Origin of the sequence: Citrobacter freundii complex sp. CFNIH9 (genome assembly GCF_002903305.1) — a bacterium.
GTDB lineage: Bacteria > Pseudomonadota > Gammaproteobacteria > Enterobacterales > Enterobacteriaceae > Citrobacter > Citrobacter portucalensis.
Genome location: NZ_CP026238.1, coordinates 4,758,167 through 4,772,492 on the forward strand (window position 1 = coordinate 4,758,167; position 14,326 = coordinate 4,772,492).

Annotated in this window: 12 protein-coding genes; 5 read left to right on the forward strand and 7 right to left on the reverse strand. The window is 53.4% G+C overall.

The window, feature by feature from the left end:
* Window positions 1-106: 106 nt before the first annotated feature.
* The 3 genes from malM to malK form a co-directional block, all read right to left on the reverse strand.
* On the reverse strand, window positions 107-1,054 hold the full coding sequence (malM, locus tag C2U43_RS24025; RefSeq protein WP_103285893.1) for a maltose operon protein MalM: 948 nt from the start codon (window positions 1,052-1,054) through the stop codon (window positions 107-109).
* A gap of 113 nt (window positions 1,055-1,167) precedes the next feature.
* Window positions 1,168-2,508 (reverse strand): maltoporin, encoded by a 1,341-nt coding sequence (locus C2U43_RS24030; protein WP_048215133.1) that lies wholly within the window; start codon window positions 2,506-2,508, stop codon window positions 1,168-1,170.
* A 91-nt stretch (window positions 2,509-2,599) separates the two neighbouring features.
* Window positions 2,600-3,709, reverse strand: a complete 1,110-nt coding sequence (malK, locus tag C2U43_RS24035; protein WP_048215134.1) for a maltose/maltodextrin ABC transporter ATP-binding protein MalK — start codon at window positions 3,707-3,709, stop codon at window positions 2,600-2,602.
* 360 nt (window positions 3,710-4,069) lie between these two features.
* Between malK and malE the strand changes: the two genes are divergently transcribed.
* From malE to xylE, 4 genes are all read left to right on the forward strand, one after another.
* On the forward strand, window positions 4,070-5,260 hold the full coding sequence (gene malE, locus C2U43_RS24040) for a maltose/maltodextrin ABC transporter substrate-binding protein MalE (protein ID WP_003031680.1): 1,191 nt from the start codon (window positions 4,070-4,072) through the stop codon (window positions 5,258-5,260).
* Window positions 5,261-5,390: 130 nt separating this feature from the next.
* Entirely contained in the window at window positions 5,391-6,935 is a 1,545-nt protein-coding gene (gene malF / locus C2U43_RS24045) for a maltose ABC transporter permease MalF (protein WP_100271648.1), read from the forward strand.
* A gap of 14 nt (window positions 6,936-6,949) precedes the next feature.
* Window positions 6,950-7,840 carry a maltose ABC transporter permease MalG gene (gene malG, locus C2U43_RS24050; protein WP_103285894.1) on the forward strand — a complete coding sequence of 297 codons (891 nt, stop codon included), beginning with the start codon at window positions 6,950-6,952 and terminating at the stop codon, window positions 7,838-7,840.
* Between the two features lie 324 nt (window positions 7,841-8,164).
* On the forward strand, window positions 8,165-9,640 hold the full coding sequence (gene xylE / locus C2U43_RS24055; protein ID WP_008786913.1) for a D-xylose transporter XylE: 1,476 nt from the start codon (window positions 8,165-8,167) through the stop codon (window positions 9,638-9,640).
* Window positions 9,641-9,685: 45 nt separating this feature from the next.
* Here the strand turns inward: xylE and psiE are convergent, their stop codons facing one another.
* Entirely contained in the window at window positions 9,686-10,096 is a 411-nt protein-coding gene (gene psiE, locus C2U43_RS24060) for a phosphate-starvation-inducible protein PsiE (protein WP_003031674.1), read from the reverse strand.
* A gap of 138 nt (window positions 10,097-10,234) precedes the next feature.
* On the opposite strand from psiE, the gene C2U43_RS24065 reads away from it, so the two are divergent.
* Window positions 10,235-10,687, forward strand: coding sequence for an acyltransferase (locus C2U43_RS24065; protein ID WP_008786912.1), 453 nt, complete (start codon window positions 10,235-10,237; stop codon window positions 10,685-10,687).
* 97 nt (window positions 10,688-10,784) lie between these two features.
* On the opposite strand, the gene C2U43_RS24070 is transcribed toward C2U43_RS24065, so the two are convergent.
* Genes C2U43_RS24070 through C2U43_RS24080 form a run of 3 tightly spaced genes read right to left on the reverse strand, consistent with a single transcriptional unit; the run spans window position 10,785 to window position 14,253 of the window.
* Window positions 10,785-12,881 carry a YjbH domain-containing protein gene (locus tag C2U43_RS24070; RefSeq protein ID WP_103285895.1) on the reverse strand — a complete coding sequence of 699 codons (2,097 nt, stop codon included), beginning with the start codon at window positions 12,879-12,881 and terminating at the stop codon, window positions 10,785-10,787.
* The gene (locus C2U43_RS24075) at window positions 12,881-13,618 is read right to left on the reverse strand and encodes a capsule biosynthesis GfcC family protein (RefSeq protein WP_103285896.1); all 738 of its coding nucleotides are present in this window, start codon (window positions 13,616-13,618) and stop codon (window positions 12,881-12,883) included. Before C2U43_RS24075 ends, C2U43_RS24070 begins: the two co-directional genes overlap by 1 nt.
* Complete coding sequence (locus tag C2U43_RS24080; RefSeq protein ID WP_057068678.1) at window positions 13,615-14,253, reverse strand: YjbF family lipoprotein; 639 nt, start codon at window positions 14,251-14,253, stop codon at window positions 13,615-13,617. Before C2U43_RS24080 ends, C2U43_RS24075 begins: the two co-directional genes overlap by 4 nt.
* Between the last annotated feature and the right edge of the window lie 73 nt (window positions 14,254-14,326).

Genomic DNA, 14,326 nt, shown 5'->3' on the forward strand with positions numbered 1-14,326 from the left:
CCAGATGAACGATCACCACCTCCATAGGAGGTGGTTTAGAATTGATAAAAAAAGGTGCGCCAGGAGACGCACCAGTTGTTGCAAAATCAACAATGTGGGGAGATGTTTACCCCTTGCCTTTTACACTGCTGATAAAGGTGGATCGGGCAGATTTGGATCCCAGACGTTCCGCTTCATCAAGCAGCTTCAGCGCTTTATCAACATCGCCTTTCGCCACGGCATCCTTAATCGCCTGATTAAAATAGCTTTCCGTGTCGTTCAGCATTGGCTCGCTTTTCTTCACGGGTTGTGGTGCCGGAGCAGCAACGGCTGCCGCCGGAGCAGCAACGGCCACTGCAGGCGCTGCGGTATTACCAACCGTAACAGGGCCAGGACCGGAAGAACCAAACAGCGGCCCGACCAGCACGCTGGAGGAGGAGCTGGTTTTGACTTTCAGTTTCAGCAGACCATCGGTGGTGTGGCGGGCGATCGGGTCCGGAATATCCGGAACAGCGTTACCTACACCCTTGGCGTAGGCTTTTGCCGGGTCAAGCAGGATCGTGGTCTGCTGGAGATCTTTATCTGTGGTAAAGACCAGAACATACAGTTTTTGCTGGCCCAGCGCTGGCGTCAGACGCATTACGCCTTCCAGACGATCGGCACTCATCACGCCGGGCTCCTGGTAGGTGAAATAGCTGCTGGGGAAGAACGCAGATGGCGTCATATTCTGATCGAGAATTAAGACGTTTGGCGCAAATACGCTGGTTTGTTTGTTGACTTCACTGGTCAGCGTCAGCGTCAACTCACCGATATTGGCTGGTACGCTATAGGCCGCTACAGGGCCAGTAATACCAGCAACATCTAAACGCTGACCTGCATTGGCAAGCTGTGTGGACTGAGTTTTAGATTGATCAACCGGCGTCCAGGTTAACTGTTGCAGCGCAGCAGTGGGAATGGTTGGGGCCGCGGTGGTGTTCTGCGGAACAATATTTACATCGGCCAGGCTGATGCCAGGCGCGCTGGCAAATAACCCTGCAGATAAACAAAGGGCAACGAGACTTTTCTTCATTTTCATTGTTATCACCTCAGATAGCATGGGTTCAGCGGTGGCCAGGCAATAGCGCGCTAAACCGTAATCAAGAGGGGCTTGCGCCCCTCTTTCGGTCTTTACGTCAGGTTAGTGCTGAATTACCACCAGATTTCCATCTGAGCACCGAAGGACCACTCATCGCTGTCGCCACGGCTGGTTGTGCTGATGCCAGAGTTCGTTGCAGCTGCGTATTTAGATACGTTGTTACCATTTTTGATGTAACCCCACTCTTCATCCCATTTTGCATAGGTTGCGAAGACACGGATTGCCGGACGAGACCAGATGCTGTCGCCAGCCTGCCATTGTTGAGCCAGGGTGATTTTGTACTGGCTGTTGCGATCGCTGGTCTGCTGAGATTTGACGTTGTCGTAGCCGACTTCCAGCAGGGTGCTCATGATTGGCGTCCATTTATACATCGGGCGAATACCGACGGTGTACCATTCGGTCCCCAGGTCGTTATCCATATCGAGATTCTGGTACATACCGACGTACATCAGGTCCCATTTGTCGCCAAGGGAAATTGCACCGTGGTCAAGCACGCGGAACAGGCTACCGTTGTTATTCACAACATTGTTGGCATAGTTCACGCCATCAATAGTAATGCTAGATGAGCCGTAGGAACCTTGAGACAGGCCTTTGCCCTGAGTGGTCATGGAATCTGTCGCGTACTGAACTACAAACTTGTTGTAGCCCTTCAGCATGCTCTGGGTATGTTCAGCGGTGAACATCCAACCGTCTTTAGATGCGCCGTCTGCCAGGCTGTAGTCGTCGGTGGTGTTAGCACGACCGTAGTCGACGCCCAGCTCCAACATACCATCCGGGTTAGTAGCCATCTGCGCTAAACGAACGTCAAATACATCGTTCGCGGTGTCTTTGGTACGGTCATAGATATTCTGGCTGCTGAACGCGTATGAACCGCCCGCTTCCTGAGAACGGGTTGCTGCCAGAGATAGCTTACCGAAGCCCAGATCGATGTTTTCAATACCAGCACCAGGACCTGAAATATCCCAGTAGTAGAAGTCGATCATGTGGACGTCATGACGCTGATAGAAGCGCTTACCGGCCCAGATAGTGGAGCCTGGCAGCCATTCAATCAGGTTTTTACCCTGCACGTTGGCTTCACGGAAGGCCGGGTCAGTCCCTTCCCAGTCATTTTGCTGTGCAACGGAGTAGGCAACGTTAGTGTCGAAGTAGAAGCTCTTATCGCCCTCTTTCCACACTTCCTGACCTAATTTAATTTCCGCATAGGTTTCACATTCGTTACCAAGACGGTATTTACTTTGTGCACCTGTTGCCTGGAAACATTGTTGTTCACCGCCGCTACCTGTCCAGCCAATGCCGGAACGAGCATAACCATGGAAATCCACAGCCATTGCCTGAACAGACATAATGCCTGCTGCTACAGCAACCGCCAGAGGGAGTTTGCGCAGAGTAATCATCGTTCTATCTCCTGAGATCATTGCTTTTCTTTAAACGCTGCCACCTTCTAAAACTGCGAATGGTTTTGCGTTTCGTTTTTTTATGGGGGCCTTAAACGCCCGGCTCTTGGTGCAACCGACGACATGCAGTGCCATCCTCACGGAACAGATGGCAACGCTCTGGCGGCAGGCCGATAGCGAATGTGGCACCCTCTTCTACCAACACCACGTCGTTCTGGCGGTAAACCAGGTTTTGACGGATGGCGGGGATCTGGATATGAATTTGTGTTTCGTGACCAAGCTGCTCGACCACCTGCACTTCACCTTCGAGGGTGACATCGGCGATATCGCTGGGCAGCAGATGTTCCGGGCGGATACCTAAAGACATGTTGGCGCCAACCTGTACCGCATGGCTGTCTACCGGGAGCCATATTTGCTGGCGGTTGGGCAGTTCAACCTGCACCTGATCGATGGCCGTTGCCGTGACTTTCACCGGCAGGAAGTTCATCTTCGGGGAACCAATGAAGCCCGCCACAAAGCGGTCAGCCGGGTAGTGATACAGTTCCAGAGGCTTGCCAACCTGCGCTACGCGACCGGCATCCAGCACCACAATTTTGTCGGCCAGCGTCATCGCTTCGACCTGATCGTGGGTGACGTAAATCATCGTGCGGCCAAGACGTTTATGCAGGCGGGAGATTTCAATGCGCATCTGCACGCGCAGAGCGGCGTCGAGGTTCGACAGTGGTTCGTCCAGCAGGAATACGCGCGGTTCGGCGACCAGCGTACGGCCAATCGCCACACGCTGACGTTGTCCACCGGAAAGCGCTTTCGGTTTACGCTCCAGCAGGTGTGCCAGTTGCAGAACTTCCGCAACCTGATTCACGCGCTGGTTCATCACCTCTTTTTTCGCTCCGGCCAGTTTGAGGCCGAACGACATGTTCTCCGCGACGGACAAATGGGGATACAACGCGTAGGACTGAAAGACCATGCCCACTCCGCGTTCGGCGGGTGGAATGTCGTTCATCCGGGTCTCCCCGATAAACAGGTCACCACTGGTGATGGTTTCAAGTCCGGCGATCATACGCAGCAAGGTCGACTTACCGCAGCCTGACGGTCCGACAAACACCACGAATTCCCCTTCGTGAATGTCGAGATTGATATCTTTCGATACCACCACGTCACCCCAGGCTTTCGTTACATTTCGTAGCTGTACGCTCGCCATGCCCTTCTCCCTTCGTTACAACCTGTCATCGACAGCAACATTCATGATGGGCTGACTATGCGCGATCCCTTGACTGCGTGAATCCTCCACCCCCCGGCTTTTTTATGGGGGAGGAGGCGGGAGGATGAGAGAGCAGCGTCTGAGACCCGGGCCACCAGCCTCAGAGGAATTTCGTGATGCAGCCTGCAAAAATCGGTGGGTTTTTATGTGCGCCAGTACGCAATACTCACATTTATGTAACACAGATCACATAAAGAGCGGGTGGGGCGTAGGGGTAAGGAGGATGGAAAGAGGTTGTCGTATAAAGAAACTAGTAACCGTTAAGCCACCTCTGCAAAATCACCAAACAGGATGGGAACTATGAAAATCAAAACTGGCGCACGCATCCTCGCATTGTCTGCATTAACGACGATGATGTTTTCCGCCTCGGCTCTCGCCAAGATTGAAGAAGGTAAGCTGGTTATCTGGATTAACGGCGACAAAGGCTATAACGGCCTCGCTGAAGTGGGCAAAAAATTCGAGAAAGACACCGGGATCAAAGTCACTATTGAGCACCCTGACAAACTGGAAGAGAAATTCCCGCAGGTTGCCGCAACCGGCGACGGTCCGGACATCATCTTCTGGGCACATGACCGTTTTGGCGGCTACGCTCAGTCTGGCCTGCTGGCTGAAATCACGCCTGACAAAGCGTTCCAGGACAAGCTCTATCCGTTCACCTGGGATGCCGTACGCTATAACGGCAAACTGATTGCCTACCCGATAGCGGTTGAAGCGCTGTCGCTGATTTACAACAAAGACCTCGTTCCAAATCCACCGAAAACCTGGGAAGAAATTCCTGCACTGGATAAAGAGCTGAAGGCGAAAGGTAAATCCGCGCTGATGTTCAACCTGCAAGAACCGTACTTCACCTGGCCGCTGATTGCCGCCGACGGCGGTTACGCGTTCAAGTTTGAGAACGGTAAGTACGATGTGAAAGATGTTGGCGTGGATAACGCTGGCGCGAAAGCGGGTCTGACCTTCCTGGTTGATCTGATCAAGAACAAACACATGAACGCGGATACCGATTACTCCATCGCCGAAGCGGCCTTTAACAAAGGCGATACCGCGATGACCATCAACGGTCCGTGGGCGTGGTCCAACATCGATAAGAGCAAAATCAACTACGGCGTCACGCTGCTGCCAACCTTCAAAGGCAAAGCGTCTAAACCGTTTGTTGGCGTTCTGAGCGCCGGTATCAACGCCGCCAGCCCGAACAAAGAACTGGCGAAAGAGTTCCTCGAAAACTACCTGCTGACCGATCAGGGTCTGGATGAAGTGAACAAGGACAAACCGCTGGGCGCCGTTGCGCTGAAATCCTTCCAGGATCAGTTAGCGAAAGACCCACGTATCGCCGCCACCATGGATAACGCCCAGAAAGGCGAAATCATGCCGAACATCCCACAGATGTCCGCATTCTGGTATGCCGTTCGTACCGCAGTGATCAACGCAGCCAGCGGCCGTCAGACCGTCGATGCCGCACTGAAAGACGCGCAGGGTCGTATCACCAAGTAATGCAGTTGTGAACGTGCCGGATGGCGGCATAAATGCCTTATCCGGCCTACATACCCTGTAGGCCTGATAAGCGCAGCGTCATCAGGCACGCTGACCAACAGGTTTTCATTGTTGTTGAGGATTGAACCCCATGGATGTCATTAAAAAGAAACACTGGTGGCAAAGCGACACGCTGAAATGGTCAGTGATGGGTCTGCTTGGGCTGCTGGTCGGTTACCTTGTTGTTTTGATGTACGCTCAGGGGGAGTACCTGTTTGCCATCATGACGCTGATTTTAAGCTCTGCTGGCCTGTATATTTTCGCTAACCGTAAAGCCTATGCCTGGCGCTATGTTTACCCGGGCGTTGCCGGTATGGGGCTGTTTGTCCTGTTTCCGCTGGTTTGTACAATCGCCATTGCTTTTACCAACTACAGCAGTACCAACCAGCTGACATTTGAGCGTGCTCAGGAAGTCCTGATGGATCGTTCGTACCAGGCTGGGAAAACCTACAACTTTGGCCTGTATCCGGCGGGTGATGAGTGGCAACTGGCCCTCACCGACGGTGAAACCGGCAAGAATTACCTTTCTGACGCCTTTAAATTTGGCGGCGAGCAGAAACTGCAACTGAAAGAAGCCGAGGCGCTGCCGGCAGGCGAACGTGCAACGCTGCGTATCATCACGCAGAATCGCCAGGCGCTTACCCAATTGACCGCCATCCTGCCGGATGAAAGCAAAGTTACCATGAGTTCGCTGCGCCAGTTTTCCGGCACGCAGCCACTCTATACGCTCGCTGAAGACGGTACGCTCACCAACAGCCAGAGCGGCGTAAAATACCGCGCCAACAACGATATTGGTTATTATCAGGCGATTAACGCTGACGGTAGCTGGGGTAGCGAAAAACTCAGCCCGGGCTACACCGTTGCCATCGGCTGGGATAACTTCACCCGCGTATTTACCGACGAGGGCATCCAGAAACCGTTCTTCGCCATCTTCGTCTGGACGGTGGTCTTCTCGGTACTGACCGTTATTTTGACCGTTGCCGTGGGCATGGTGCTGGCCTGTCTCGTACAGTGGGAGTCTCTCAAAGGCAAAGCGATTTACCGCGTCCTGCTGATTCTTCCGTATGCCGTACCGTCGTTTATCTCGATTCTGATTTTCAAGGGCTTATTCAACCAGAGCTTTGGTGAAATCAACATGATGCTGAGCGCGCTGTTTGGCATCAAACCGGCCTGGTTCAGCGACCCAACCACCGCGCGTTCGATGATTATTATCGTCAACACCTGGCTCGGTTATCCATACATGATGATCCTGTGCATGGGTCTGCTGAAAGCGATTCCTGACGACCTGTATGAAGCCTCGGCGATGGATGGCGCAGGTCCGTTCCAGAACTTCTTTAAGATAACGCTACCGCTGTTGATTAAGCCGCTGACGCCGCTGATGATCGCCAGCTTCGCCTTTAACTTTAACAACTTCGTGCTGATTCAGTTGTTGACCAACGGTGGTCCGGACCGTCTTGGTACCACCACACCAGCCGGTTATACCGACCTGCTCGTAAGCTACACCTACCGTATCGCCTTTGAAGGCGGCGGTGGTCAGGACTTCGGTCTGGCGGCGGCGATTGCCACGCTGATCTTCCTGCTGGTTGGTGCGCTGGCGATTGTGAACCTGAAAGCCACACGTATGAAGTTTGATTAAGGGAGATAACGACAATGGCTATGGTCCAACCGAAATCACAAAAGTTACGTTTATTCGCAACGCACTTAGGGCTGCTGGTTTTTATCGCGGCGATCATGTTCCCGCTGCTGATGGTTATCGCTATCTCGCTGCGCGAAGGTAACTTTGCCACCGGCAGCCTGATCCCGGAAAACATCTCCTGGGAACACTGGAAACTGGCGCTGGGCTTTAGCGTTGAACACGCGGATGGCCGTGTGACGCCACCGCCGTTCCCGGTACTGTTATGGCTGTGGAACTCGGTGAAAGTGGCCAGCATCACCGCGATCGGTATCGTGACGCTTTCCACCACCTGTGCTTACGCCTTTGCCCGTATGCGTTTCCCGGGCAAAGCAACCCTGCTGAAAGGGATGCTGATTTTCCAGATGTTCCCGGCGGTGCTGTCTCTGGTCGCGTTGTATGCTTTGTTTGATCGCCTGGGCCAGTACATTCCGTTTATCGGCCTGAACACGCACGGCGGCGTGATCTTCGCCTACCTCGGCGGTATTGCGCTGCATGTATGGACGATTAAGGGCTATTTCGAAACTATCGACGGCTCACTGGAAGAAGCGGCCGCGCTGGATGGCGCTACGCCGTGGCAGGCATTCCGCCTGGTGCTGTTGCCGCTTTCCGTTCCGATTCTGGCGGTCGTGTTTATTCTGTCTTTCATTGCCGCTATTACCGAAGTACCGGTCGCGTCACTGCTGCTGCGTGATGTGAACAGCTATACCCTTGCGGTAGGTATGCAGCAGTACCTCAACCCACAGAACTATTTGTGGGGCGACTTTGCCGCCGCGGCTGTACTTTCAGCCATTCCGATCACTCTGGTGTTCTTGCTGGCACAGCGCTGGCTAGTCAACGGTCTGACCGCGGGTGGTGTGAAAGGTTAAGTTTTACCGAAGTACCTGCCCGGCAACGGGCAATGCCACTGCAACCCTCAACTTATGTTATCCCAACCTGTGACTGTTATTCGGCGCTCTACGGAGCGCCCTTTTTTTATGTTATTTTGCATCACTGTTACGATTATTTCCTTTCGTGCTCTCCATCACTGCAATTCTATTTCCTGTCTGAATATAGATAAATCAAACAGAATTAAGATCACAGAAAAGACAAAACGTAATTGCAATGTAAAAAATGATAATTGTCTTCCCTGCCTGTTAAATTCACCATCACGACACTGATCAAAAGAGCTGTATCCTCTAAGGCAGGTCTGAATGAACTCTCAATATAATTCCAGTTATATTTTTTCGATTACATTAGTGGCAACGTTAGGAGGGCTATTATTCGGCTACGACACTGCGGTCATATCCGGTACGGTAGAATCCCTGAATACCGTGTTTGTCGCGCCACAACATTTAAGTGAATCCGCCGCCAACTCGCTGTTGGGCTTTTGCGTCGCCAGTGCGTTGATAGGCTGCATCATCGGCGGTGCACTGGGCGGCTATTGCAGTAACCGGTTTGGCCGCCGGGACTCGCTGAAAATCGCGGCTCTGCTGTTCTTTATTTCCGGTATTGGTTCCGCCTGGCCAGAATTAGGTTTTACAACTATTAATCCAGATAACGCCGTACCTGTTTATTTGGCCGGATACGTTCCCGAATTTGTTATTTATCGTATCATTGGTGGTATTGGCGTAGGTTTAGCCTCAATGCTCTCACCAATGTATATTGCTGAACTGGCACCCGCACATATTCGTGGAAAATTGGTGTCATTTAACCAATTCGCCATTATTTTTGGTCAACTGTTGGTGTATTGCGTTAACTATTTTATCGCCCGTTCTGGCGACGCTAACTGGTTGAATACCGATGGCTGGCGCTATATGTTTGCGTCCGAAAGTATTCCCGCCCTGCTGTTTTTACTGCTGCTGTACACCGTGCCAGAAAGCCCGCGCTGGCTAATGGCGCGTGGCAGACACGAGCAGGCGGAAGGTATTCTGCGCAAAATTATGGGCAGCACCCTCGCCACCCAGGCCATGCAGGAGATCAATCAGTCTCTGGACCATGGTCGTAAAACCGGTGGTCGCCTGCTGATGTTTGGCGCAGGCGTTATCGTCATCGGCGTAATGCTGTCTATCTTCCAGCAATTCGTCGGTATTAACGTCGTGCTCTACTACGCCCCAGAGGTGTTTAAAACGCTGGGAGCCAGCACCGATGTGGCGCTGTTACAGACCATCATTGTTGGCGTGATCAACCTGAGCTTTACCGTGCTGGCGATTATGACGGTGGATAAATTTGGTCGCAAACCGCTGCAGATTATTGGCGCTCTGGGCATGGCCATCGGTATGTTCAGCCTCGGTACCGCGTTTTATACCCAGGCTTCCGGGCTGGTTGCACTGCTGTCGATGCTGTTTTACGTCGCCGCATTCGCCATGTCCTGGGGACCGGTTTGCTGGGTGCTGCTGGCAGAAATCTTCCCCAATGCGATTCGCGGCAAAGCGCTCGCCATTGCGGTGGCCGCACAATGGCTGGCGAACTATTTCGTCTCCTGGACCTTCCCGATGATGGACAAAAATTCGTGGCTGGTTTCCCATTTTCACAACGGTTTCTCCTACTGGATTTACGGTTGTATGGGTATTCTGGCGGCGCTGTTTATGTGGAAGTTTGTACCGGAAACCAAAGGCAAAACGCTGGAAGAACTTGAAGAACTGTGGGAACCCGCCGCAGAGAAAACCCAGCCTGCCTCTGCGCAGTAATCCTGACCTGCAACACGCCGCAGCCCGATTGCGGCGTGTTGTCTTTTACTCTCGCTTCAGCCGTTTTGAATTACACAGCCACAAGGTGATCACCAGCAGCAGGATCGCCGCGGAATAGATCAGCACATCCATCGGTGCTTTATGATCGACAATGATCAACCGCACAATCGCGGTGATCCCGATATAGACAAAATAGCGCAACGGAAAGTGAAACCCCGACTGAAAGTACTTCACAATCAGCGCGATAAATTCAAAATAGAGGAAGTAAACCACCAGCCCTTCCACCAGCTCATACTTGCTGGTTTGTTCCGGCGCGAACAGCACATCCGCCAGATGCAGCGTTTCTTTCCCGAGGAATACAACCAGGATCAGGCCCAGACTCAGCAGTCCCAGATTCAACACGGTCTGTAAGATGGTGGAGATAAACTCCACGCGCGGACGAGATAGCGACGTCATAACAGCACCTCTTACTCAGTGGCGAGGTTCCTGTATAACGCAAAAATGTGACAGAGATCTACATTTTTTGTTTATGTTTTGTGCAAGAAAGGTCAGCGGGGAATGATGAATGTCACGACACATTTCACAGGATGAAGTATGCAGCTAAGACAATCCGCTGTCCGCAACGTTACCTGCGGTGAGAACGTGGTGATTTATGAACCCGCAAATCTCTACAACTGCACATTGGGTGACAACGTTTTTGTCGGGCCATTTGTTGAAATCCAGGGTAATACGCAAATTGGCGCAGACAGCAAAATTCAGTCGCACACCTTCATCTGCGAATATGTCACCCTGGGTGCCCGCTGTTTTATCGGTCATGGCGTGATGTTCGCCAACGATATGTTTCGCGAAGGAAAACCCAACGCCGACCGCAACAGTTGGGGAAGAATTTCGATTGGCAACGATGTCTCAATCGGCAGTGGAGCGACCATTCTGGCGGTCACCATCTGCGATGGCGCGGTCATCGGTGCGGGGAGCGTGGTGACCAAATCGATCACCGAGAAAGGCGTGTATGCAGGAAACCCGGCAAAATTATTGCGTCGCCTGTAACTTGCCTGCTGACGGCGTAAATGCCTTATCCGGCCTGCAGTACAGGCAGTTTGTAGGCCGGATAAGCGTAGCGCCATCCGGCTGGCAAACGGCTCGATTACCGGAAGTTCTCACTTCTGTCGCTGGTCATGTCGTACAGACCAAACTTACGTCCAAGCTGCTGGCCGCCATCACGCGTTAACGGCGTCCAGCCAATCGCCGCACGGCTGCGGGTCGGGCCTGACGAGAACAGATCCAGCGGCACGGATACGTACACCCCTTTGGTAAAATCACCCTCTCCGTACTCATCCGGCGAGGCGTCGGTGATGGTCGCATAGCCGCCTACCACAACGCCACTGTCAAAGCGCTTCGCCACTTCCAGCGTTCCGCCCTTATCTCCCGCCAGATACTGACCCACGCTGGCTTTCACCAGTACATCCTGAGCGAATGACGGATTCCAGTACGCCGTCAAATGCCCGGTCTTCACGCTGTAGTCGGTGAATTTCATCATGTCCTGCGCGCTACGCCAGTCACGCTGTTTCACGTAGTTGGCATCAACACCAAACGCCCAGTTGCTGTCCAGCGGACGATACAGCACTTCTGCCCCCGCTCCGCCGTACATGGTTTCCAGATAGCCACCGTAAACCTGTCCGTAGAACCCGTTTCCGAGTGACTGGAAGTAGTTGGCCTGTAGGTTATTCACGTAGACATCGTTTTGCACATACTCGCGCACATGGGTACGCACTCGTGGCAAATGCGAATCCTGCGGCGGGTTGGTGTAGTTAAATTTGTCATAGTTATTGGCGAGGTTGGCGAACAAACTCCCGGTGGTCAGCAGGTGATCGGTAACCCACCAATCCGCCGTTCCCATCACGCCCAACTGATACATATAGAAGTTTTCCGGGCCGCCCACCGACTGGTTAAGCACCGGATCGATGTGGAAATCGAAGCGTGACTTATCGATATACCAGCCCTGCTCGGTCGTTTTCGGCACCACGGGCTCAACGCGTTTTTGCGCCAGTTGGGTTTCATGGCCCAACGGTTCGCCTTCCAGATGACGCTTGAGGCTGGAAACCTCCGTTTCGGTCGTCACCTGCGGCAAGTTAAGACGATTTTCCGTAATACGGATCGTGCGGATCCCATCGGGAAGATCGTTCATCACGATCCGGTTGGCACGTTCGATCCCTTCGCGCGAATCACGGTATTTCACCTGTTCACCGGTCACATACAGCGTATCGCCCTGCACCTGAATTTTAGGATCGGCCAGTCCGGCGTTATATTTCAGCAGCGTTAGCTGATTCGCCACCACCGAGTGTTGCAGGATGGCATCCTGCGGCTGTGGCTGATATTTCGGGCGGGCGTTGTCGTTATAGTTTGGCCGCAGATCGTTGAAGTTAGTCCGCAGCGTGACCCCAAACATAAAGGTGTTCCCGCGCTCATAGCTGAGGTTAACGTCGGCCCAATCGGTGACGCGATAAATAGCGCCGACGTTAAACTTGCTCTTCTGATCCAGCTTGCCCGCAAAATCCTGCTTGTAATTGTTTCCCTCATACTCCAGTTTCAGACGCAACGGCTGCCAGGGCGTCTGATACTCGACGCCGCCAAACAGCGATGCCGGGCCGTGGAACATCTGGCTGCCGTCAATAGAACCGGCCTGCTTATAACTGTTATCGCGATAGCAGAATTTATCGCTGTATGAGCAAAACGGATTGCTGACGTTGCCACTGGTCCCGAGATAACCCCAACCCAGGCCAAGCGAAAAATCAAACGGCCCCCAGGCTTTATTCGCCACAATATACTCCGCATCGAACAGGCCAGTTCCGCCAATATCTCGCGCGCCAACCGCCACCTGCGGCATCCAGTAGCTCTCTTCCCACAGCCGTAGTTTGAGATCAAAAGCTTTATCCTTGTAAGTCTGATCGCCAGAAAACGACTCCACGCTACTGTATTTTTTGGTACGCACATCGGTGTAGCGCAGCGTGGTTTCCAGCCACGGGAAGAGCTGCACCGACGCAGAGTAGTAGCGGTACTGATCGTTATCACGGTAATTGAGGCTCATTTCGCCCTCGCGCGCCATGCGTGCAGTTGGGGTTTGCAGCAGCCCCACGCCGCCAAAATCGGACTGCGAAGGTCCAATGGGCGCGGGCCAGGTTTCACCGTGGCAGGCAACGCTTACGCCCAGCGCCAGTAAGCTGAGCAGGTAAGTTTTTCTCATTATTCGGGTATCCGCTGGGTCAGGGTGCGAAGAATGTCGGCATTAATTTCATCCGGGGTGCTGCTCCAGACAGCATCAGAGAGTCCGACATAAATGATGCTGCCGGGCATCGGCTCAACGTGACGTTTGTTCCAGTAAGCGACCGGTACTTTTTGCGTGCGCCCGTCAGGATAGATAACCCAGGCGAAGCTACGATCCGCGCCGCTGAGCCGACTTTGCCCATCGAGATAACTGGCAACATCACGCCCGGGCATAAACGGTTGTTTACCCGGATGGCTTAGCAAGCCAAACAGCGTGATATGCGTTGGCTGTGCTCCGACCCACAGCGTGTAATTGCCCTGCAACGGCGGGTTACCTCGCTCGCTGACGCGCACAACATCCGGGTCAAGATTAATCATCTGCCTGCCGGTCACCTTCAGCGCCTGAATCCGCTGGCGTAATGTGTTGATAGCGGCAGCATCGTCACCGCTTTCTTCAGCGCCCAGCGTCGCCAGGCGAGCCAGTAATGCCTGCTGCTGACGTTCCGCCTCCGTCGTTGCCCGCTCTTCGCTGATAACCGCGCCTGGCCACCAGCTATTGCTCAACCGCGGCTGTCCAACCAGGTCGAGCAGATGTTCGGCCCCGGTCAGCGTTTTTGGCTCTTCGCTGGCGGAGGTAAAGACCTTAACGCTGCCCGCAGCAAAAACAGACGCTGCGCTCAGGCCCATCAGCAGCGCCATAACGGTTCGTTTGATCATGATTTTGCCGCCTTAATCAGCGTGGTTTTCACCGGGAAGTAATGCGCGCCAAGATACTGTTCCGACTGGCGAATCTGCCCTTCACTGTCGATCCAGTAGCGGTTATGCCAGCGCGTTTGATCGGTAGTTATCTCTTCATCGAGGATCCGTACCGGGGTGTCATCGCTGCCGACCTTGATGGTGTCTGCGCCATCCCATTTGAAAACCGATCGCGCGGTGGCATAGCGTACCTGCTGATGTTCAGTCCAGCCCATTGTGCGGGTCCACGTTGCGCCATCGACTATCTGATTGGGTTTGATGAGTGGGTCTGCCGCCAGATTATTCACCTCAATTAGGTTGTCCCCGCCGAGATGCGTTTTCACAATGCGCCCATGCTGCGTGACGAGAATAGCCCGATCCTGAGTCACCCATTTCTGCTGTCCGTTTTCCGCAAACGCGAGTACCACAAACAGTTGGGGACCGCCGTTTAGCTGCATATACTGGCTGGCGTAGGGCATATTTTGGATTTCATCGTCCGTCATCTGTACGCCGGGAGTACCAAACACGCTATCCCACAGCGAATGCCCCAACCCTTCGGTGGTGGCTGAGCACGCCTGCAGTAACAGGCAAACCATTATGAGCGCTGGTCGCTTCACGACGTTTCTCCGCATTATTGCCGGGTGGCGCGACGCTTATCCGGCCTACAAATCCCACATACTTTTGGCAATT

Bases quoted from the DNA above. Each gene is read 5' to 3' on its own strand.
- malG (WP_103285894.1), top strand. From the start codon at position 6,950: ATGGCTATGGTCCAACCGAAATCACAAAAGTTACGTTTATTCGCAACG.
- C2U43_RS24075 (WP_103285896.1), bottom strand. From the start codon at position 13,618: ATGATCAAACGAACCGTTATGGCGCTGCTGATGGGCCTGAGCGCAGCG.
- C2U43_RS24030 (WP_048215133.1), bottom strand. From the start codon at position 2,508: ATGATTACTCTGCGCAAACTCCCTCTGGCGGTTGCTGTAGCAGCAGGC.
- malK (WP_048215134.1), bottom strand. From the start codon at position 3,709: ATGGCGAGCGTACAGCTACGAAATGTAACGAAAGCCTGGGGTGACGTG.
- malM (WP_103285893.1), bottom strand. From the start codon at position 1,054: ATGAAAATGAAGAAAAGTCTCGTTGCCCTTTGTTTATCTGCAGGGTTA.
- psiE (WP_003031674.1), bottom strand. From the start codon at position 10,096: ATGACGTCGCTATCTCGTCCGCGCGTGGAGTTTATCTCCACCATCTTA.
- C2U43_RS24070 (WP_103285895.1), bottom strand. From the start codon at position 12,881: ATGAGAAAAACTTACCTGCTCAGCTTACTGGCGCTGGGCGTAAGCGTT.
- xylE (WP_008786913.1), top strand. From the start codon at position 8,165: ATGAACTCTCAATATAATTCCAGTTATATTTTTTCGATTACATTAGTG.
- C2U43_RS24065 (WP_008786912.1), top strand. From the start codon at position 10,235: ATGCAGCTAAGACAATCCGCTGTCCGCAACGTTACCTGCGGTGAGAAC.
- malE (WP_003031680.1), top strand. From the start codon at position 4,070: ATGAAAATCAAAACTGGCGCACGCATCCTCGCATTGTCTGCATTAACG.
- malF (WP_100271648.1), top strand. From the start codon at position 5,391: ATGGATGTCATTAAAAAGAAACACTGGTGGCAAAGCGACACGCTGAAA.